Below are 20,168 nucleotides of genomic sequence, written 5' to 3' on the forward strand. Positions count from 1 at the left end.
TAGCCGGGCGTTAGGCAAAGTGAGTTTTTATCAGCTAAATCGGGTTTGAATTGAACGGCGAATTCCATGTTCTCATGGCTGGACTTAAGCAATAAATCGTCATCACATATTTGTTGTTTCTTGATCGCGTTGGGTTGTTTAGCGTTGTTAATTCAGCTGTAAAATAACCTTCAGCATCCAAACGTCCGCCGAGCATGCTACGCTCGTCACTTTTCTTCCAAATCGCTCAATTTGAGTTTTTTGTTTCTTTGCTGAGTTGGCATTTTGGTTTATAAATTAATCGGTTAGTTTGTTTTAAGTTTATAAAAAAGTTCGTTCTTTAGTTTTGAAAGTGTCGGTGTCAATCGGTTGGCCTAACAAACGGCTCAAGAGGGATTGCCAACGCTTGGCGACTTTAGTGCGAAATTGAAGTTCAGTATTTACGGTGTGTTTTTTGAGTTCGGCGGTGCGTTGTCAACCCCTTAGCCGGGCGTTAGAGCTACAAGGAAAAACTAGTGATTTACGAAAGTTCTTATTGGAAGCAGCCTTTGCTAGAAAGCGCACAAAGGTTGCTCACGATGAAGTCTGAAATTGACTTAAGTGAAGATACATTAGCGCAAATTGAAAAAGACATTTTTATCGGTTTTTACTCAATAAGGAAGCTCTTCGATACTATTAAGGTTACAGATGCTCTGAAAAGTAACAAGTATCCTGTTACTTGGTTTCCACATCAGGGACGTGAGGTTACTTGGTTAAACAACTACAGAGTTGATGAACATTACAATTTAAATAGCAAGAATACTGAAACCAGAGATCTTTGGTTTATTGCTAGTAGGTTAATTCATAGTTTTGTCTTTCAAATAAGCCTAAGTGAACAAGGTGGTTTGGAAGGAATATTCTTTGCTTCAGACTCAGATAAGAATAAGAAAGTCTATTATCTGTCAGTTGAAGCCATCGCAGGTTTTTTCAATGATGTTGGCAATAATTATGTAACTGAAATTAGCCATTCCTATGATGATGTAACTGGTCAGTTAATAACTGTGGCAAAGTAGCTCTAACAAACTGTTTAAGAGTGATTCGCAACGCGTGGCATTTTTACCATGCGTTGTGTTTAGTGGTTAAGGTGGTTTGCGGAAGCATCGGTATTGCGTTGCTCACACCTTAACAGGGCGTTAGGCAAAGTGAGTTTTTATCAGCTAAATCGAGTTTGAATTGAACGGTAAATTCCATTTTTTGTGGCTTAACTTAAGCAATAAATCGTCCTCACATATTTGTTGTTTCTTGATCGTGTTGGGTTGTTTTTCGTTGTGAATTTAGCGGCAAAATAACCTTCAGCATCCAAACGTCCGCCGAGAATGCTACGCTCGTCATTTTTCTTCCAAACCGTTAAATTTGAGTTTTTTGGTTTCTTTGCTGATTTGAAATTTTGGTTTATAAATGAATCGCTTAGTTGGTTTTCAGTTTTCAAACAAGCCTTGTTCTTTGGTTTTGAAAGTATCGTTGTCAACCGGTTGGCCTAACAAACGGCTCAAGAGGGATTGCCAACGCGTGGCGGCTTTAGTGCAAAATTGAAGTACAGTGTTTACGGTGTGTTTTTTGAGTTCGGCGGTGCGTTGTCAACCCCTTAGCCGGGCGTTAGGCAAGGTGAGTTTTTATCAGCTAAAACGAGTCGAAATTGAACGGTAAATTCCATGTTCTCAGGCTGAGCTTAAGCAATAAATCGTCATCACATATTTGTTGTTTCTTGATCGCGTTAGGTTGTTTAGCGTTGTAAATTCAGCGGCAAAATAACCTTCAGCATCCAAACGTCCGCCGAGCATGCTACGCTCGTCACTTTTCTTCCAAACCGCTCAATTTGAGTTTTTTTGTTTCTTTGCTGATTCAGCGTTTTGGTTTATAAATGAATGGTTTAATTTGCTTCAAATTTACAAAAAAGCTCGTTCTTTGGTTTTGAAAATGTCGTTGTCAATCGGTTGGCCTAACAAACGGCTCAAGAGGGATTGCCAACGCTTGGCGACTTTAGTGCAAAATTGAAGTTCAGTGATTACGGTGTGTTTTTTGAGTTCGGCAATGCGTTGTCAACCCCTTAGCCGGGCGTTATGTTTTATTGAGCCTCAGCAAGATCAATTCAAAAATTTTAATGGGAAAGCTTGGTCTTATTTTGGCGGTTTTCTATTCTAATTTGTTGATATAATGAGTTTATTGTTCTTTTTGGTTGCTATTGAAAGTTGATCGATGCTTGAGTTTATTCGGCCAACTCTGCTCTGATAAATTGTGTACAAAAAAGGTTCGATTTTTGCTGAAAGGTCTCTTTCTTTTGTGTTGATTGTCCATTGATTCCGCAGGCTATTTCGCTTCAGCATGTTTGGGATCTCATGAACATATTACTTGCTGACAGTGTTTGGTTAGCGCAAGTTTATCGATGCTTTTGCGCTTTTTCCGGCTCTGCTCTGATAAATTGTGCACACAAAAGGTTCATTTGTCGCTGAATGGTCTCTTCCTTTGGTGTTGTTTGTCCTTTGATTCCGCAGGCTAATTCGCTTCAACCTATTTGGGATCTTATCGGCACCAATGATTGCTGAAAGTAGGCAAGTTTATCATTTTGAGTTAAAGTGGGCGCAAGTAATAAATATTGTAAAAGTTCAATTTAATCAATAAGTAATAAAACATAACAAACGCTTCAAGAGGGACTTCCAACGCGTGGCATTTTTATTATGCGTTGGTTTTTGTGGTTACGGTGTTATGCGGAAACTTGGTAGTAGCGTTGTCAGCCCCTTAAGCGGGCGTTAGCTGAATGGTGGTAAATATCAGCATGATCGAAATTAGAAAGTATCAAGAATCAGATGCACTTGATTTATGGGCTATTTTTTATCATACGGTTCGTAATGTGAACTTACGTGATTATTCGCAAGACCAAGTTGAAGCATGGGCTCCAGATGGTTTTTCTTCTGAGATTTGGCAACAAAAAATGAACTCGCTATCACCTTTTGTTGCTGAAATTGATGGAAAAATTGTTGGTTATAGTGATCTTCAAGAAAATGGATTAATTGATCATTTCTTTTGTCACCATGAACATCAAGGTCAAGGAGTCGGACGACAGTTAATGGAACATGTACTCAGAATGGGTGAATTACAAGGAATTACTAAGTTTTATTCTGAGGTGAGTATTACAGCTCGTCCGTTTTACGAGAGATTTGGTTTCAAGGTGATACAAGAACAAACCATAGAAGTTCGCGGTAAAAAGCTGCGCAACTTTGTTATGGAGAAATTCAGCTAACAAACGCTTCAAGAGGGACAGCCAACGCGTGGCATTTTTACTATGCGTTGGTTTGTGTGGTTACGGTGCTATGCGGTAAGTTGGTAGTAGCGTTGTCTGCCCCTTAAGCGGGCGTTAGGCAAAGTGAGTTTTTATCAGCTAAATCGAGTTGAAATTGAGCGGTAAATTCCATGTTCTCATGGTTGAACTTAAGCAATAAATAGTCATCACATATTTGTTGTTTCTTGATCGCGTTGGGTTGCTTAGCGCTGTAAATTCAGCGGCAAAATAACCTTCAGCATCCAAACGTCCGCCGAGCATGCTACGCTCGTCACTTTTCTTCCAAACCGCTCAATTTTAGTTTTTTGGTTTCTTTGCTGATTTAGCGTTTTGGTTTATAAATGAATCGTTTAGTTGGTTTTAAGTTGGTAAAAAAAACTTGTTCTTTGGTTTTAAAAGTGTTGTTGTCAATCGGTTGGCCTAACAAACGGCTCAAGAGGGATTGCCAACGCGTGGCGGTTTTAGTGCAAAATTGAAGTTCAGTGTTTAAGTGTGTTTTTTTAAGTTCGGCGGTGCGTTGTCAACCCCTTAGCCGGGCGTTATATTTTTTTAAGTTCAGCAATCAAAAGGATTCATGATGAACGTGGATAAAGCGAAAAAACGCATATTGAAACGAGTACAAAGAGGTTTCAAAGGTTATCCGCAAATATCATTAGAGTATTTCGGTAAAACGACGGATTTAGCGACTGAAGTCGTTATCACCTTTTTACCTGAGGAGAATGCCGAGCCTCAAATACAACGCTTTACAAGTGACAAAGATGCCCGCGAAGACGAAGCGATTCAATCTGTATTGTTAAAAATCATTGAGCGTGCGGAAGCTGCTACAGTTTTGGAAAAGCAAGAAATATCAGTTTGTTAATGGTTTGTCGGCAATCCTAAACAGTCGGTCACGTTAGTGTAGAGAATGAAAATATAACAAACGGCTCAAGAGGGATTGCCAACGCGTGGCGACTTTAGTGAAAAATTGAAGTTCAATGTTTACAGTGTGTTTTTTGAGTTCGGCGGTGCGTTGTCAACCCCTTAGCCGGGCGTTAGACAAAATAAATAAGAGAGAATGTAATGAAAAGAAAAAAAGAGTCATTGGCTATAGATAAAATCTTTGAAGAAATTAGTGATTTTCTTATTATTGGTTTGACAGGTAGGACTGGATCTGGATGTTCTACGTCCGCGGAAATTCTATCTGCTAAAAGTCTAGATTTACCCGACCCAGGACAGTCACACTTTTCTGGAAATGAGCAAAGAAAATATAGAATTGTTAAAAAGTATATAGAAAAAAACAGGGAGCCATTTTTATGGCTTCAAGTTAGAACAGTAATAACTGGCTATATTTTGAGACTAAATTTTTCTGAGTTTTGTGTATTATTGAGTGAAACATTAGATACTCCACTGCCAGAAGTTTCCCAAATTATGTCTAATTTCCGTGAGAAATATGAGAATGCGCATCATAGGGTCAACGGATATTTCATGAGTGAGGAGAATACTGTTGATAGTTTAAACAAGAAAAAAGAGGAATGCTACGAAATATTTTTCGATTGGCTGCCTGTACTATCTAACGAACTTAAGGATGAAATAACTAAAATTAAACCGGGTGCGTATACAAAGCTGTATCAGTTGGTCGGTGACAATATTCGATCTTCAGGTTTGGCCAATTGTAAAGAATTTAATGAGAATTTTATATTTTCATTTCCATCATTGATTAATTCAATCATTAAATCTGCACGATACTTTTGTAAGATTAATAAGAGGCCATGCTATATCGTTATAGATGCAATTCGTAATCCATATGAAGCTGTATATCTAAGGGATAGATATTCTGGTTTTTATTTGATGTCTGTAAATACTAATAATGAAAACAGATTGAAACATCTCATGGAAAGCCATAAATTTACTTCTGTACAAATTAAGGAATTAGATAAAAAAGAATATCCAGAGAAATTGGTTGGTTATCAAAAATATATTTCTCAAAATATACAAAAATGTATAGAGTTAGCTGACATCCATATAAACAATCCTAGAGAAAATCAGTTTGGTCATAGTGAGTTAAGAGCACAACTTGCGTGGTATGTCGCATTGATGTTACATCCAGGGCTAGTTATGCCTACTTCAACTGAAAGCTGTATGCAACTAGCTTATAGTGTAAAACAAAATTCGGGTTGTATATCTAGGCAAGTTGGTGCTGTTGTGACCGATGATGGATATTCTGTTAAAGCTGTTGGTTGGAACAATACAGCTCAAGGCCAGGTCCCATGTCTATTAAGAAGTGCTGAGGATTTATTAAATGGGTTTGATGAAAGTGCTTATAGTAAGTATGAAAAAAATGATAAAGAATTTAGGTCTGTATTAAAAAATAAGTTTGATCAGGTTCGTAGATATAAGCATTTGGATGGAAGAAATCTAGCATTTTGTTTCAAAGATTTACAGAATCAGGTGGAGCAAAAGAAAAACCAAGTGCATACGAGGTCTTTGCATGCAGAAGAAAATGCTTTCTTGCAAATTTCAAAGCATGGTGGTCAAGGTGTTAATGGCGGTATACTATTTACGACAGCTAGCCCATGTGAACTTTGTGCTAAAAAAGCATACCAATTAGGAATTTCAAAAATAGTATATATTGATCCATATCCAGGGATTGCTACACCACATATTCTATCTTGCGGTTCACATCAACCAAAATTAGAACTTTTCAGGGGTGCGATAGGCCGAGCATTTTATCAGTTATACCAGCCTATTATGCCTTATAAGGATGAGCTTGAAGTGTTGTTAGATATTAAGGGCGGTGTTGATAAAAAAGATCTTCAAATACATCAGCTGAAATCAGAGTCAGAAGTCTTGAGATTAGAAAATGAAAACTTAAGAAAAGAAATTTCACGTTTTAAAGGGCTTGAAAATACCGAAGAATGATTTTGTCTAACAAACGCTTCAAGAGGGACAGCCAACGCGCGGCATTTTTACTATGCGTTGGTTTTGGTGATTACGGTGTTATGCGGAAAATTAGTAGTAGCGTTGGCTGCCCCTTAAGCGGGCGTTATATGCTTTCAAAATCTTTGAGTAAAAGGGAGTTTAAAATGATTTTAAATCACGTCTCAGTTGGTGTCTCAAATGTGGCATCTGCTGTGTTTTTTTACGACTCAGTGCTATCCGCTTTGTCCATAAAACGCTCTCATTACATCGAAAATGTAGCGGCTGCCTACGGCGAAAATTTTGAGTTTTGGGTCGGTTGTCCATGCGAAAGTGTTACATCTTCTGGTAACGGTACTCACATTGCTTTCAATGCGCCGAATCAAGATGCCGTTGACCAGTTTTATGCTACTGCATTGGAGCTTGGTGGTTCGTGTACAGGCAAGCTAGGTTTGCGTCCTGAGTACGGTGAAACTTACTATGCGGCGTTTGTTCGAGATGTTGACGGAAACAAACTTGAAGCAGTCTTTATGTAGTTGAAACTACGCATATAACAAACGGCTCAAGAGGGATTGCCAACGCGTGGCGACTTTAGTGCAAAATTGAAGTTCAGTGTTTACGGTGTGTTTTTTGAGTTCGGCTATGCGTTGTCAACCCCTTAGCCGGGCGTTATGCAACTCAGGTAAATTTAGGGGTTCAATCTTTTGGATTTCTCCGGCCATTCGTTTAGTGTTGTCGGCAAATGAGCACTTTCACCCTCAGATTCGTGGTTTACTCAAGCCGTAAAACAGGCAATGTTCTTTGTTTGCCTCAATCAGTTTTAGCGTTGGCGCGTTGTCAAATTAGTGGGCGCAAAGTGTGGAAAGGGCAAGTTTATCGAGCATTTTATACTTGCTGAAGATTTCGCTCGTTGAGTTTTCCTGATTCAAAAGCTTGGTTTGTTGCTGAAAGGTGGACTTTGTTTTGGCGGCTTATTTATCATGGCTCTGGCTTGGGTTAGTTCTTGAATCACTCAACCATTGCAATTGTGGCTTTTGGTCGTGTAAATTCGGTTTATCTCATTGAATTTGCATAACAAACGGCTCAAGAGGGATTGCCAACGCGTGGCGACTTTAGTGCAAAATTGAAGTTCAGTGTTTACAGTGTGTTTTTTGAGTTCGGTGGTGCGTTGTCAACCCCTTAGCCGGGCGTTAGTTTGCAAGGGGCAGAAAAGCGTTTGTGGTCTAAAAGCCTTGTTCTGCGTTCTAGCTATTCACCGGTTATTTCCCAAAGACTTTTCATCAAAATAGGCATCTCGCGTAGCCTGTTTTTCGGTTAATTGGCTTTCGTGTCATTCATTTCTTGCGTGTTAGTAAGGTTCATTTCTCAATATTCTTGCACGCTGCTTCTTTGGTTTTGAAAGTTAAGCGGGAACATTGAAAGATGGTATTTGTGGTTGTCGGCATCTACGAAAGTCTTCTTAGCCAAATTTGTTTTGTTGGTTGAGTTTAAATTCTGAGCTGTCCGTTTTACTTTTGTGTTCAAAGCCAGTAGTTTTATAACTAATTCAGCACCTTGGCGCTAAACCTTTAGCTTCATCGCGGTGGCAAACTAACAAAGCGCTTAAGACAGACTCGCAACGCGTGGCATTTTTAGTATGCGTTGGTTTATGTGTTTAAGGTGTTATGCAGTGACTTCGTATTACGTTGCTCACTACTTAGCTTAGCGTTATGCATTTTTTAGGAAAGAGGAATTATGGTTGTTGAAGTCAGGCGAGCAGAGCCATCAGATGCTAAAGCGATAAAAGGAATTTATGAGTGCCCAAATGCCTACACCGGCACTTTACAACTTCCGCTTCCATCCTCAGATATGTGGGAAAAACGTTTCCAGAATATTCCAGAGCACGTTTATGCGTATGTGGCAGTAGTGGACGGTGAAGTAGTAGGTAATTTGGGCTTTGAGCTATGTACCAATCCGCGACGTCGTCACGTAGGTACATTCGGTATGGGCGTCAAAGACGATGTTCAAGGTTTAGGTGTTGGTAGTGCTTTACTGAAAACGGTTATCGATTTAGCGGATAACTGGCTGAATTTGAAACGAATCGAATTGACGGTCTATGTGGACAATGAACGAGCGATCAATTTGTACAAGAAGTTCGGTTTTGAAATTGAAGGTGAGTCGAAAGCTTATGCGTTCAGAAATGGTAGCTACGTTGACGTTTACCATATGGCTCGCGTTGCGGCACATGCATAACAAACGCTTCAAGAGGGACAGCCAACGCGTGGTATTTTTACTATGCGTTGGTTTTGGTGATTACGGTGTTATGCGGTAAGTTGGTAGTAGCGTTGTCTGCCCCTTAAGCGGGCGTTAGGCATTAAAGAATAGAGGGAACTTATGTTTGATGAGAACTATATAATGACAGGCATTATTGGGGCGATAGGAATTGTCTCATGGGGTAAGCCTCAGTTTTTCCTTGATGATATTGCGAATAAAATTAGTCGGGCTTGCTACGTATTAATAGCTGTTTTTTTAATATGGGGGGCAGCTATTCATGTAGCGGCTTCAGCGTCGAGCGGTCTCCTAGATGAAGCGACATACAAACTAGTTGACGAGTCGATAAAATCAAAAGATGTCCCAATCACTTGGTTGTATTTCACAGTTGCAGTTTTGGCATGGAACGGTGCGTTAGAGTGGCTTGCAGAAAAGCGTATTGCACACGATAAGAAAAATGCCTAACAAACGCCTCAAGAGGGACTGTCAACGCGCGGCGTTTCCAGTCCCATTGAGCCGCGGTGGTTACGGTTGTTGTGTTTGGGTTTAGTGGTATGCGTTGCCAGCCCCTTAGGCGGGCGTTATGTTTTATGGAGTACTTTGATGGACAATGAGTATATTGCCCCACTTTTTACAGTTCTAGGTGTCATTGTAGGTGGCGGGGTAAGCTATTTTACGGCTATAAGAATCAAACTGTTAGAGTTTAAGCAATCTAACATTAAGCTTGAACTCGAAAGTCGGAAAAAGTTATATGGTGATTTTTTAGCGGAAACAAATCGTTTGGCTTTAGATTCGATTGTAAAGAAAAACTCTGATCCTACTTTTCTTGCAAAAATATCAAGTTTACTTGTCGAAATTGAGCTAGTTAGTAACTCAGATGTACATGAAAAGGCAAAAGAAATTGTAGGGCATATTCTAGATATTAATAGCCAAATCCCGAAAGACCGCAACGATTTACCACCTTTGCGAGCTCAATTTGTAGAGCTAGTTAAAACTGAATTACAACAGATTCAGCAACAAACATAACAAGGCATTCAAGAGTGATTCTCAACGCTTGGCATTTTTCATTTCATCGTTGAGTTTGGTGTTTACGGTGGTAAGGTTGGGTTTCGTGGTAGCGTTGTTCACACCTTAATGCGGCGTTATGCTTAATCACCAAAAATCAGTGGTTTATTATTTGTCTTTGTTCCCTCGGCTGGTTGGTTTTGAGTTTGTCGGCAAGTTGGCTTTATTGGGCGCTGTTTTCCGGACACTTATTCTTTGGCGCTAAAAATTCTGAGAGTTGCCTCAGTCAATTTCCGGGAAAGCGCGAGGTTAGGGCGGCTGGCTCAATCGGAAATTTGATCTTAGGTTTTTGAGTTTTGACTGCCAAAGTTCAAAGTCTGATTTTCAAAATTATGAGTTATTTCTGTTTTCTACGTTTTGATTTTTGTTTGTGAATCAAAGCTGAGTTAATCTTGGTTCAGGTAAAACGTAAGTCATTGAAGCTTAAGCATAACAAACGGTTCAAGAGGGACAGCCAACGCGTGGCATTTTTACTGTGCGTTGGTTTTTGTGGTTACGGTGTTATGCGGAAGCTTGGTAATGGCGTTGGCTGCCCCTTAACCGGGCGTTAGGTTTCTTTGAGCCACCCCGTTGAGGGTAGCTCATTAAAAATTAGACTGTTGCAGCGAGGTGATGTTCGATCCTATCCAAGACTTTAGCGTCCTCTAATAGGTCAAATTTTCGAGCGAAAAGGTTAGGGCTCGAAATTAAGTTAGAAATATCGGCCATTGTAAACGTCCTCGGTCTAAGCTTTATATCTCCATCTGCTACCCAATCGATAAGTCGCAAGTCATCTTGAATTATTTCACCATGACAATCGTTATTCATCATAACTGTTTGGAAAAATCCTTCATCAGCAATAAATGTATTTTTATAAAATTCTTTATAGGGCTGAGATGCATCGGTGTTACAAACAAAATCACAGAATTTTCGTGACACAATCATCCATTGGGTGCCAATAAATGGTGTTATCCCTGACATGAAGTTTCTAGCTATTTTAGGTCGGTAAATATGCTCTTTATATTCAAAGCACATATTTTGTATGCGATTCATCGTTTCAGGCCTAGCTTCATTTTGGTCTAGTGCTCGAATAAATTCCTTGTCTTTATTATTTGACAAAAACTCATGAATATATGGCTGAGTTTTCAATGGAAAATCTTGTCCACTTAGGTTTATAAAATGCGTCCAGCTTTTGTTCATATTCAATAGCTTAGCCATGCCACGAAGTTCAATATTAACTAAACTATACCCACCCCATAGTGCATTTTCTGATTCAAGAATTTCAGCATTTTGGTAATCATTTAGAAACAAAGTTATTTCATCTGAAATTTCTTTTCCAGAAGTTTTGTCAACATGGATAACGTAATGATTATTTGGGTGGTATATTGCATGAAATAGCCGTTTAAATTGATCTGGATAGCGGTGAACGAGAATAAGATAAGCAATCATTAGATCATTCCTTGAGAAATCTGGAATATTTATTTTCACGCTCCAGTTATCTCAGTTAGGGAATGTATGTTCTGAGTGGTAAGGCGTGTTCTTATCCATAGACTATATGGGGGTTCTGTCTTGATTAATCAATAGCAATGAAATATAAACCTAACAAACGCTTCAAGATGGACAGCCAACGCGTGGCATTTTTATCATGCGTTGGGTTTCGTGATTATGGTGTTATGCGGAAAGTTGGTAGTAGCGTTGTCTGCCCCTTAAGCGGGCGTTAGGCGATACTAGACATCGACAGGCATTGATGGTGATAATGCGTTCCTTTGTTATCAATCTCTAAATTTATATTTGGCTCATAATCAAAGGTTACTATCGATGCGTACTCCATTCCGTTTTATCTTATCCTTACTTGGGCGAGCCAATTCTCATGAAGCGACAGAGCTCATTACTGGGGCAGACGAAACAAAGGTTGTTTCCAATGAGTCTGTGATGAAAAGAGCGCTGAAGACTCATATTAAAAATTTAGAAGGTAAGCAGCGTGTTTATGATGCGATCTTAGAGATGTTGATCGAAACCAACCAGTTTTCATTGAGCATTGCGGAAAAAAACTGTTTTGGATTTGAAACTGGGTATCGAGACCTTTGCACGCTATTTGCGATTGGCCACTATCTGCCATCAGTCGCAGACTCTGAGGTAGTAGAGCATTTTTTCTCTGCTCAACAGTACGCCATATTATGGTTACGCCAGATGAATCAACCGAAAGGGGAGCTCATCCCCTTTCAATGCCAAGGGGTAGATTTTGCAATTCCAGCCCAAGGAAGGAACGATAAGATTAGATCTTTCGCATGGCTTGACATGGTCTACCTTACTATTGTGACGGGACGCAATGAAGATTTAAATCTACTGATGGGGCTTTTATATAAGGAACAAATCGAGTTTAGTGGTCTGAATGCTCGTTATCATCTTGAGATAGTGCTGCATATGCTTGGCCTCCAAGCAAGCAGTGATATTATCGGCTTAATGGATGGTTTTGTTGCCCATATCCAGCGAGAAAATCAAACTCGGCAAGAGCGGAGAGTGAGCTCACATGGAATTAGAGTGACTTTAGGTTTTTTTGATGTGATGCAAGCTATACATCAACAAGACCAAGTGGCGTATAACCTATCCATGCATCGCGCTTTAGACATGCATAAAGAGTGGTGGACACGCGGTAAGGATTTTAAAACAGATCCGGATGGTTATATTTCATTACATCTCCTCACGGCAGCTAAATATGCGTATGAAAAGTATGGCTATACACTGGATGTGGAGTCTGATTACATACCCAGTTATCTCTACCAGAGATAGTTCATCTGCAAAATCGCCTAACAAACGCCTCAAGAGGGACTGTCAACGCGTGGCGTTTCCAGTCCTAATGAACCGCGGTGGTTACGGTTGTTGTGTTTGAGTTTAGTGGTTATGCGTTGCCAGCCCCTTAGGCGGGCGTTAGGCTAAATGAGGGAATCAATGAATAAGCAGTCGATTATTGATAATTTAAACCATCGACCTCTGTCTGAGTCGTTACAGAACTTTCTAGTCTTAGCTACGAAGTCGCAAGATCAGAATCTTATTAAGTGGGTTAAATTTGAACTCACGGGATACTATGGCACCGAAATGACTAACGATGATGTTGTTCCAAAATATCGAGATGTTAGTGGTTATCACGCAGATGAATTTCACCGAAAGCTAGTGTTAGACCGTGAAGATATGCAATTTATTAATACTGTGCCCATGCGAGCGGGGGTTGTCGAATTAGAGGTGTACCAAGAAAATGGGCTAATAATGAAAGAGCCTGATTTGTGCAAAATCATACAAGATAATCTTGGTGTAAAAGTTACCTCATTCCATGTATCAGCATCACAAGTCAAAAATGTTCTAGCTAATATAAAATGTGAGCTTATCAGTCGCTTATCTTTGCTAGAAGAGCAGCGAACTACTGTAGTCTCGGCAAGCGAGGACATTCTTGAATTTAAACCAAATTTCTATGGTATTGGGCTCAATTTAAATGCGCTTAAACGTAAATGGTTTCCCAAAAGAAACGGATAGTGCAAATTTAGCCTAACAAACTGTTTAAGAGTGATTCGCAACGCGTGGCATTTTCATTATGCGTTGCGCTTGGTGTTTGAGGTGGTATGCGGTGGCATCGGTATTGCGTTGCTCACACCTTAGCAGGGCGTTATGCAACTCAGGTAAATTTAGGGGGTCAATCTTTTGGGATTTCTCCGGCTATTCGTTTTGTGTTGTCGGCAAATGAGCATTTTTACCCTAAAATTCGAGGTTTACTCAAGCCGTAAAACAGGCAAGGTTCTTTGTTTGCCTCAATCATTTTTAGCGTTGGCTTGCTGCCAATTCAGCGGGCGCAAAGTGTGAAAAGGACAAGGTTATCGAGCATTTTGTACTTGCTGAAGTTTTAGCTCGTTGAGTTTTCCTGACACAAAAGCTTGGTTTGTTGCTAAAAGGTGGACTTTGTTTTGGCGGCTCATTTATCACAGTTCTTGCTTGGGTTGATTCTTGAATCACTCAACCATTGTAATCGTGGCTTTTGGACGTGTAAATTCTGTTTATCTCATTGAATTTGCATAACAAACGGCTCAAGAGGGATTACCAACGCTTGGCGGCTTTGGTGCAAAATTGAAGTTCAGTGTTTACAGTGTGTTTTTTGAGTTCGGCTATGCGTTGTCAACCCCTTAGCCGGGCGTTATGTAACTATTGTAAATATTCACAATATGAATATAATGTCACGCTTTAATTTAATGTGGTTGGGATTATGGAAAAGAAATTAACATTATCAGTTATTTTGTTTGCTTTATTCGGTTGTAATGGGGGAGATTCAACAGCAATTACGAATGGTACTGATGATAATGTTGTAGAGTATCAAAGTAATGGTCTTGAATTTACTTCAATTTCTTCCGGTATAGATGTCAATATTGATTTTTATAATCAACTAACATCAGTTATTAATAAATCGAAAGTCGATATTATTCTAGATGTAAATAATAATTCAATTTTTGATGATGGTGATGTTCGTCTTAAAATTGGCAATCAATCACTAATGGCCAATGTAGTGTATGGTTCAGAGTGGATATCTGGCGATTTTATATTGGAGTTTAATGATGGTGGCAATGTAGTGTCTTTTAGATATGCTTCTGGTTTTATCATCGGGGGTAATAATGTTTTTTCCAATGATTTAGGTTCGGTTTCATATTATAGAAAGACGAACAATAGCAACTTGGTTGAGAATAAATTAATTGTAAGAATCAATAACTCGTTTACGACTGGTTCTAGTGATGTGAGTTTGGTTAATAAAGTAAAAGTAAGTCTTGCAAATATATCTAAAACTACTGGGGCAAATGTTTATGTTAGTGATGGTATCGATAGCTTTGACTATCTACCAGGGATGAACCTATTTACTCAAGGAGATACGTCTGATAACAATGATGATTTTATTGGTTCAGATAAATTTGTTGATCTTAAGTCGATTAAGATAACGAAATTTTAATCCTAACATAGTTACATAACAAACGCCGTAAGAGGAACTGTCAACGCACAGCATTTTCAGTGTTGGTGGTTATGGTGTTCATTTGAGTTTAGTGTTATGCGTTGCAAGCCCCTTAAGCGGGCGTTATTTATAATGTGTTTTTCTATATTATAGATTTAGCTGTAAATATTAAAATGGAGTTCAAAGTGGATCAAAGTTCTCATAGAAAAGGTAGCCCTGTTAAAGCAATCTCTCTGGCATTATTAATTGATGTTATTGGCACTTCAATTGTAACTGTCGGTTGTATTGTTCTGTATATGTCTCAACTAAAAAGCAGTGGCTTTAATGAATCTCAATTGGTTGAGGCTATTAGTGATATAGATCTGATGTCACCTTTATTTGCCTCTGGATTGTTTCTGGGAGGTTTGGTCTCCTGTTACTCTGGATATTTCTGTGCAAAGGTATCTAAAATCTATGAATATAGAAATGTAGCGATATTGTCATTAATTGTTGCAGTGCTTGGTTTTTTTTCTGGAGGAGATTTAATTCAGACTATAATACTAACAGTAATTAATACACTAGTTTATTTCTCTGGTGCATACCTGTGGATAAGAAAAAATACTGCGTAATTTGTGTATAAGTGAAGAGGTTTAATTAGAGTAACATAACAAACGCTTCAAGAGGGACAGCCAACGCGCGGCATTTTTATTATGCGTTGGTTTTTGTGATTACGGTATTATGCGGAACGTTGGTAGTAGCGTTGGCTGCCCCTTAAGCGGGCGTTAGAGCACACTGAATATTGTTGGCTGTCCATAAATTTTGAATATTAAGGTCGGCACTTTATATCTTCTAATCCAAATAAATTTCATTAAAAAGGGTATTTACAGTATGGCAAGATGTACAGCACCAAGAAATGGACACCGAACCGCTAGTGGTGCAGCGGCATGTCCCGCATGTAGTAGTCGCGGTCGTAGTTATGGAGGCTATTCTTCATATTCTTCATATTCTTCACCATCATATTCATCATATGCTGGGAGTAGCAGCAGTAGTTCAAGTGCAAGTAGTAGAAGGCCTAAATGGTCGAAATCAAGTTCGTCTGTGTCATATACGGCCAACCAAATACAGTCACTCACGCCAATTCGTGAAACTGTTGAAAGGAGAGCAGCTGAACAACCGGATCTTCGCGATATCTTTTTGTGTCACGCTTGGGATGATCGTAAGGGAGTCGCAAAAGAGCTTCATGACCTTCTTGAAGCATCTGGCGTAAATGTTTGGTTTAGCGAAAAAGATCTCGCTCTCGGTGTACCAATGATGCGTGCAATCGATAAGGGGTTAGCTAACTCACGGATAGGGCTAGTCCTTGTAACGCCAGCAATGTTAGCTCGCTTACCTAAGGAAGGAGTCGCGGACAAAGAACTTTCTGCTCTTTTAGCCGGTAACCAACTCATTCCTGTAATCCATGAGACTACATATGAAGCACTTCGCAATGTTAGTCCATTACTCGCATCTAGAAGTGGTTTAGATACATCTGAAGATGCGCTGCCCGTTGTTGCACAAAAAATTGCTGAATTAGTAAAAATTGAATTCTAGCTCAAATGTGCTCTAACAAACGCCTCAAGAGGGACTGTCAACGCGTGGCGTTTCCAGTCCCATTGAGCCGCGGCGGTTACCGTTGTTGTGTTTGAGTTTTGTGGTAATGCGTTGTCAGCCCCTTAGGCGGGCGTTATGTTGCAATGCAGTTTCGAGTAAATAAGGATAGTGAAATGTACAAGGAAATCATAGATTTTTGGTTCAATGAGCTTGAGCCTATGCAATGGTGGCAAAAAGATGAAGCCTTTGATCTTATGATTAAAAGTCGCTTCGGAGAGCTTCATGACAAAGCGAAATCAGGTGAATTAGCTAGTTGGCGTGAGATACCTTTAGGTGCTTTAGCTGAGGTTATAATCCTGGATCAATTTTCTCGTAATATTTACCGAAATAAACCAGAGTCTTTCACTTGTGACTCAATGGCAGTAACCCTAACTCAATTTGCTATAGCAAACGGTTTAGACAGTCAGTTATCTGATATCCAGAAAGTGTTCCTCTATATGCCGTTTATGCACAGTGAATCGAAGTTAATTCATATTGAAGCAGTCAAACTTTTTGAGTCGGTAGGTATCGAAAGTAATATAGAGTTTGAGTATAAGCATAAAGCGATAATCGACAAGTTTGGACGTTACCCACACCGAAATGAAATACTTGGTCGTGAGTCAACAGAAGCCGAGCTAGAATTTCTAAAGCAACCAAATTCTGGCTTCTAAATCAGCAACATAACAAACAATTTAAGAGTGATTCAGCACGCTTGGCATTTTTTGTTTGGGTTTAGTTTAGTGTTTATGGTGGTCAAGTTGAGTGTAGTGGTTGCGTGCTTCACACCTTAATTGGGCGTTAGCTGAGGTTAAGAAAAACCATAAAATTAAGCGTTTATTTTTCTTAGTCTGAGGCTCTAGCTTTACACCTGAAAGTCAGCACTTTTCCGCGTATCTCGCCAGTGGCACTGTTCGTGAAGCGGTTGAACTAACCGAAGTCTTCTTACGGGAAGTGGTGTGTTTGTTTATTTCTTTGGTGTGGCTTCTTTGGTTTTGAAGCTCTTTCGCGCTTAAATGGGTTTTGCGCACTTGGTTGTTGGCTTCTTAGACATAATTCTTTGTAAATTTAAGCTCTAGAAGCTCGTCAAGTTTTCCTGTTATTTCTTCTTTGCCAAGTGCGTTTCGTGGATTAGGTTTTAGTTTCTCAGTTGTCCGTTTTACTTTGTCGCTTGAAAGCAATAATGTGTTTTAAATTAGGCCGTTGGGTAGCAAATCTCCGGCTAAAGTGCAGCAGCTAACAAACGGCTCAAGAGGGATTGCCAACGCTTGGCGACTTTAGTGCAAAATTGAAGTTCAGTGTTTACAGTGTGTTTTTTGAGTTTGGCGGTGCGTTGTCAACCCCTTAGCCGGGCGTTATATTTTACTGGAGTTCATCGTGCTAAACAGAATCGAAGAATGGATTGATTTAACGAACGAAAGGTTTTCTAGTCAACGACAAAGTTGTATGTTATTTGCGCGTGAGTTCGCTGGCTTCTACTCTGAAAAATTTCTAGCTGACTCATATTTTGTAATCGTTGATAGTATCCCAAAGCCAGATTTCCCAGAATTACACGAAGTAGGTTTAGGTCACTTTCTTGATATGGAAGTTCAAGGTATTACATATAAGAACACTTATTATATTGTGCCGAGTTCCGCTCAGAACTTACGTTTGCACTTTCACGAATTGGTGCATGTTGCCCAATGGAAGACTCTGGGCGCTATTGGCTTTTTGCAACGCTACATAACCGAGGTTCAAAGTGTTGGCTATAACGAGGCTCCGCTAGAGAAATTAGCTTATGGATTTGATCTCCACTTTTCTCAAGGTGGACAAAAAGTTGATGTCCCAAGCTATGTAGAAAATAAAATATAACAAACGGCTCAAGAGGGATTGCCAACGCGTGGCGACTTTAGTGCAAAATTGCAGTTCAGTGTTTACGGTGTGTTTTTTTGAGTCTGGCGGTGCGTTGTCAACCCCTTAGCCGGGCGTTAGGCAAAGTGAGTTTTTATCAGCTAAATCGGGTTTGAATTGAACGGCGAATTCCATGTTCTCATGGCTGGACTTAAGCAATAAATCGTCATCACATATTTGCTGTTTCTTGATCGTGTTGGGTTGCTTTTCGTTGTGAATTTAGTGGCAAAATAACCTTCAGCATCCAAACGTCCGCCGAGCATGCTACGCTCGTCACTTTTCTTCCAAACCGTTAAATTTGAGTTTTTTGGTTTCTTTGCTGATTTGAGATTTTGGTTTATAAATTAATCGCTTAGTTGGTTTTCAGTTTTCAAACAAGCCTTGTTCTTGAGTTTCTAAAGTATCGTTGTCAATCTATTGGCCTAACAAACGGCTCAAGAGGGATTGCCAACGCTTGGCGACTTTAGTGCAAAATTGAAGTTCAGTGTTTACGGTGTGTTTTTTAAATTTGGCGGTGCGTTGTCAACCCCTTAGCCGGGCGTTATGCTACCAGTCGAAATCTTCAATAAGGAATACTATGAAACAGAACATTGTCCATATTGCTTTAGTTGTAAAAGATTATGATGAAGCCATTGATTTTTATGTAAACAAACTCAAATTTGAACTTATTGAAGATACTCATCAACCTGAACAAGACAAACGTTGGGTGGTTGTGGCTCCACCAAATTCTCATGGTGTTACGTTGTTACTTGCCAGAGCCTCGAAGCCAGAGCAGCATGATTTCATTGGGAATCAAGCAGGCGGTCGAGTATTCCTGTTCCTAAATACTGATGATTTCTGGCGTGACTTTAAGCGTATGAAATCGATTGGTATTAACTTCGTCCGCGAGCCAACAGAAGAAGACTATGGAACGGTAGCAGTGTTTGAAGACTTGTATGGAAACTTGTGGGATCTTCTTCAATTGAATCCAAGCCATCCAATGGCAAAAAGGTAGCATAACAAACGCTTCAAGAGGGACAGCCAACGCGTGGTGCTCTCAGTTCAAATTAACATTTGTGATTACGGCTGTTAATTTAAGTTCAGTGCTTTGCGTTGTCAGCCCCTTAAGCGGGCGTTAGGCAAAGTGAGTTTTTATCAGCTAAATCGGGTTTGAATTGAACGGCGAATTCCATGTTCTCATGGCTGGACTTAAGCAATAAATCGTCATCACATATTTGTTGTTTCTTGATCGTGTTGGGTTGCTTTTCGTTGTGAATTTAGCGGCAAAATAACCTTCAGCATCCAAACGTCCGCCGAGCATGCTACGCTCGTCACTTTTCTTCCAAACCGTTAAATTTGAGTTTTTTGGTTTCTTTGCTGATTTGGCATTTTGGTTTATAAATTAATCGGTTAGTTTGTTTTAAGTTTATAAAAAAGTTCGTTCTTTAGTTTTGAAAGTGTCGGTGTCAATCGGTTGGCCTAACAAACGGCTCAAGAGGGATTGCCAACGCTTGGCGACTTTAGTGCAAAATTGAAGTTCAGTGATTAAGGTGTTTTTTTTGAGTCTGGCGGTGCGTTGTCAACCCCTTAGCCGGGCGTTAGTTGCCTTATCAATATCGCATGTTCAGTTTACTGTACAAGTGGAGTTGTGAGGACTATACTTGTTCCATTAAATGTACATGTGGAGGTTCTTATGAGAATCGTATCTTTTACTGAAGCAAGAAATGGTCTTAAAGCTGTTTTGGACGGTGTAGTTAATGACGCTGATACAACAGTTATTACACGTCGTGATTCTGAAGATGCTGTGGTTATGTCCTTAGATTACTACAATAGCCTTATGGAGACAGTGCACTTACTACGCTCTCCTCAAAACGCTGAACACTTAAACCGTTCTATAGCACAGTACCGTGCAGGTAAAACAACCGCACGAGAGTTAATTGATGAGTAGTAGTCAGCGTTTACTGTCGTGGACTGATGACGCTTGGGGTGATTACCTTTATTGGCAAACTCAAGACAAAAAAACACTCAAGCGCATCAATAAACTCATCAATGATGTTAAGCGTTCTCCATTTGAGGGTATCGGTAAACCTGAGCCATTGAAAGAGAACTTATCTGGTTTTTGGTCTCGTCGTATTGATGATACTAATAGGCTTGTTTACGCAGTCGATGATCAGGCCATAACGATAATCTCGTGTCGTTACCACTACTAAATTAGGTTCAGCGATCTGG

General features: G+C 39.7%; 20 protein-coding genes. 18 read left to right on the forward strand and 2 right to left on the reverse strand.

Annotated features, from left to right (window positions below; translation table 11 throughout):
- Window positions 1-557: 557 nt before the first annotated feature.
- Window positions 558-1,031 (forward strand): hypothetical protein, encoded by a 474-nt coding sequence (locus AACV20_RS05625; protein WP_170907936.1) that lies wholly within the window; start codon window positions 558-560, stop codon window positions 1,029-1,031.
- 188 nt (window positions 1,032-1,219) lie between these two features.
- Here the strand turns inward: AACV20_RS05625 and AACV20_RS05630 are convergent, their stop codons facing one another.
- Window positions 1,220-1,447: a hypothetical protein gene (locus AACV20_RS05630; RefSeq protein ID WP_170907935.1), complete on the reverse strand. Its 228-nt coding sequence runs from the start codon at window positions 1,445-1,447 to the stop codon at window positions 1,220-1,222.
- Between the two features lie 1,344 nt (window positions 1,448-2,791).
- On the opposite strand from AACV20_RS05630, the gene AACV20_RS05635 reads away from it, so the two are divergent.
- The 7 genes from AACV20_RS05635 to AACV20_RS05665 all read left to right on the forward strand — a co-directional run bounded on the left by AACV20_RS05635 (window position 2,792) and on the right by AACV20_RS05665 (window position 9,466).
- Window positions 2,792-3,256, forward strand: coding sequence for a GNAT family N-acetyltransferase (locus AACV20_RS05635; protein WP_170889025.1), 465 nt, complete (start codon window positions 2,792-2,794; stop codon window positions 3,254-3,256).
- 616 nt (window positions 3,257-3,872) lie between these two features.
- Window positions 3,873-4,154: a hypothetical protein gene (locus tag AACV20_RS05640; RefSeq protein ID WP_170907960.1), complete on the forward strand. Its 282-nt coding sequence runs from the start codon at window positions 3,873-3,875 to the stop codon at window positions 4,152-4,154.
- Between the two features lie 200 nt (window positions 4,155-4,354).
- Complete coding sequence (locus tag AACV20_RS05645; RefSeq protein WP_170907937.1) at window positions 4,355-6,193, forward strand: hypothetical protein; 1,839 nt, start codon at window positions 4,355-4,357, stop codon at window positions 6,191-6,193.
- Window positions 6,194-6,357: 164 nt separating this feature from the next.
- Window positions 6,358-6,726, forward strand: coding sequence for a VOC family protein (locus tag AACV20_RS05650; RefSeq protein WP_170907961.1), 369 nt, complete (start codon window positions 6,358-6,360; stop codon window positions 6,724-6,726).
- A gap of 1,198 nt (window positions 6,727-7,924) precedes the next feature.
- A complete protein-coding gene (locus tag AACV20_RS05655) occupies window positions 7,925-8,422 on the forward strand; it encodes a GNAT family N-acetyltransferase (RefSeq protein WP_170907938.1) in 498 nt (165 codons plus the stop codon).
- Between the two features lie 141 nt (window positions 8,423-8,563).
- The gene (locus AACV20_RS05660) at window positions 8,564-8,905 is read left to right on the forward strand and encodes a hypothetical protein (protein WP_170907939.1); all 342 of its coding nucleotides are present in this window, start codon (window positions 8,564-8,566) and stop codon (window positions 8,903-8,905) included.
- 138 nt (window positions 8,906-9,043) lie between these two features.
- Entirely contained in the window at window positions 9,044-9,466 is a 423-nt protein-coding gene (locus tag AACV20_RS05665) for a hypothetical protein (protein ID WP_170907940.1), read from the forward strand.
- Window positions 9,467-10,096: 630 nt separating this feature from the next.
- Here the strand turns inward: AACV20_RS05665 and AACV20_RS05670 are convergent.
- Entirely contained in the window at window positions 10,097-10,933 is an 837-nt protein-coding gene (locus tag AACV20_RS05670) for a beta-1,6-N-acetylglucosaminyltransferase (RefSeq protein WP_170901502.1), read from the reverse strand.
- Between the two features lie 369 nt (window positions 10,934-11,302).
- Between AACV20_RS05670 and AACV20_RS05675 the strand changes: the two genes are divergently transcribed.
- From AACV20_RS05675 to AACV20_RS05720, 10 genes are all read left to right on the forward strand, one after another.
- The gene (locus AACV20_RS05675) at window positions 11,303-12,274 is read left to right on the forward strand and encodes an immunity 49 family protein (RefSeq protein ID WP_170907941.1); all 972 of its coding nucleotides are present in this window, start codon (window positions 11,303-11,305) and stop codon (window positions 12,272-12,274) included.
- A 159-nt stretch (window positions 12,275-12,433) separates the two neighbouring features.
- Window positions 12,434-13,012, forward strand: coding sequence for an AbiTii domain-containing protein (locus tag AACV20_RS05680; RefSeq protein ID WP_170907942.1), 579 nt, complete (start codon window positions 12,434-12,436; stop codon window positions 13,010-13,012).
- A gap of 721 nt (window positions 13,013-13,733) precedes the next feature.
- Complete coding sequence (locus AACV20_RS05685) at window positions 13,734-14,465, forward strand: hypothetical protein (RefSeq protein ID WP_170907944.1); 732 nt, start codon at window positions 13,734-13,736, stop codon at window positions 14,463-14,465.
- Window positions 14,466-14,650: 185 nt separating this feature from the next.
- Entirely contained in the window at window positions 14,651-15,073 is a 423-nt protein-coding gene (locus AACV20_RS05690) for a hypothetical protein (protein ID WP_017049043.1), read from the forward strand.
- Window positions 15,074-15,542: 469 nt separating this feature from the next.
- Window positions 15,543-16,034, forward strand: coding sequence for a toll/interleukin-1 receptor domain-containing protein (locus AACV20_RS05695; RefSeq protein WP_306685575.1), 492 nt, complete (start codon window positions 15,543-15,545; stop codon window positions 16,032-16,034).
- A gap of 173 nt (window positions 16,035-16,207) precedes the next feature.
- Window positions 16,208-16,744 carry a DUF924 family protein gene (locus AACV20_RS05700; protein ID WP_047691615.1) on the forward strand — a complete coding sequence of 179 codons (537 nt, stop codon included), beginning with the start codon at window positions 16,208-16,210 and terminating at the stop codon, window positions 16,742-16,744.
- Between the two features lie 703 nt (window positions 16,745-17,447).
- Window positions 17,448-17,921, forward strand: coding sequence for a hypothetical protein (locus tag AACV20_RS05705; protein WP_170907946.1), 474 nt, complete (start codon window positions 17,448-17,450; stop codon window positions 17,919-17,921).
- Between the two features lie 616 nt (window positions 17,922-18,537).
- Complete coding sequence (locus AACV20_RS05710; RefSeq protein WP_017045395.1) at window positions 18,538-18,954, forward strand: VOC family protein; 417 nt, start codon at window positions 18,538-18,540, stop codon at window positions 18,952-18,954.
- Between the two features lie 678 nt (window positions 18,955-19,632).
- Window positions 19,633-19,887, forward strand: coding sequence for a type II toxin-antitoxin system Phd/YefM family antitoxin (locus tag AACV20_RS05715; protein ID WP_005526636.1), 255 nt, complete (start codon window positions 19,633-19,635; stop codon window positions 19,885-19,887).
- On the forward strand, window positions 19,880-20,149 hold the full coding sequence (locus AACV20_RS05720) for a Txe/YoeB family addiction module toxin (protein ID WP_049844102.1): 270 nt from the start codon (window positions 19,880-19,882) through the stop codon (window positions 20,147-20,149). The genes AACV20_RS05715 and AACV20_RS05720 overlap by 8 nt, the downstream gene beginning before the upstream one ends.
- Window positions 20,150-20,168: the final 19 nt, after the last annotated feature.

Source organism: Vibrio sp. B4-6, assembly GCF_963888245.1.
Taxonomy (GTDB): Bacteria; Pseudomonadota; Gammaproteobacteria; order Enterobacterales; family Vibrionaceae; genus Vibrio; species Vibrio anguillarum.

Coding starts and splice junctions, on each gene's coding strand:
- AACV20_RS05650 (WP_170907961.1), top strand. CDS start 6,358: ATGATTTTAAATCACGTCTCAGTTGGTGTCTCAAATGTGGCATCTGCT.
- AACV20_RS05700 (WP_047691615.1), top strand. CDS start 16,208: ATGTACAAGGAAATCATAGATTTTTGGTTCAATGAGCTTGAGCCTATG.
- AACV20_RS05655 (WP_170907938.1), top strand. CDS start 7,925: ATGGTTGTTGAAGTCAGGCGAGCAGAGCCATCAGATGCTAAAGCGATA.
- AACV20_RS05635 (WP_170889025.1), top strand. CDS start 2,792: ATGATCGAAATTAGAAAGTATCAAGAATCAGATGCACTTGATTTATGG.
- AACV20_RS05685 (WP_170907944.1), top strand. CDS start 13,734: ATGGAAAAGAAATTAACATTATCAGTTATTTTGTTTGCTTTATTCGGT.
- AACV20_RS05680 (WP_170907942.1), top strand. CDS start 12,434: ATGAATAAGCAGTCGATTATTGATAATTTAAACCATCGACCTCTGTCT.
- AACV20_RS05645 (WP_170907937.1), top strand. CDS start 4,355: ATGAAAAGAAAAAAAGAGTCATTGGCTATAGATAAAATCTTTGAAGAA.
- AACV20_RS05710 (WP_017045395.1), top strand. CDS start 18,538: ATGAAACAGAACATTGTCCATATTGCTTTAGTTGTAAAAGATTATGAT.
- AACV20_RS05625 (WP_170907936.1), top strand. CDS start 558: ATGAAGTCTGAAATTGACTTAAGTGAAGATACATTAGCGCAAATTGAA.
- AACV20_RS05660 (WP_170907939.1), top strand. CDS start 8,564: ATGTTTGATGAGAACTATATAATGACAGGCATTATTGGGGCGATAGGA.
- AACV20_RS05670 (WP_170901502.1), bottom strand. CDS start 10,933: ATGATTGCTTATCTTATTCTCGTTCACCGCTATCCAGATCAATTTAAA.
- AACV20_RS05720 (WP_049844102.1), top strand. CDS start 19,880: ATGAGTAGTAGTCAGCGTTTACTGTCGTGGACTGATGACGCTTGGGGT.
- AACV20_RS05665 (WP_170907940.1), top strand. CDS start 9,044: ATGGACAATGAGTATATTGCCCCACTTTTTACAGTTCTAGGTGTCATT.
- AACV20_RS05715 (WP_005526636.1), top strand. CDS start 19,633: ATGAGAATCGTATCTTTTACTGAAGCAAGAAATGGTCTTAAAGCTGTT.
- AACV20_RS05640 (WP_170907960.1), top strand. CDS start 3,873: ATGAACGTGGATAAAGCGAAAAAACGCATATTGAAACGAGTACAAAGA.
- AACV20_RS05675 (WP_170907941.1), top strand. CDS start 11,303: ATGCGTACTCCATTCCGTTTTATCTTATCCTTACTTGGGCGAGCCAAT.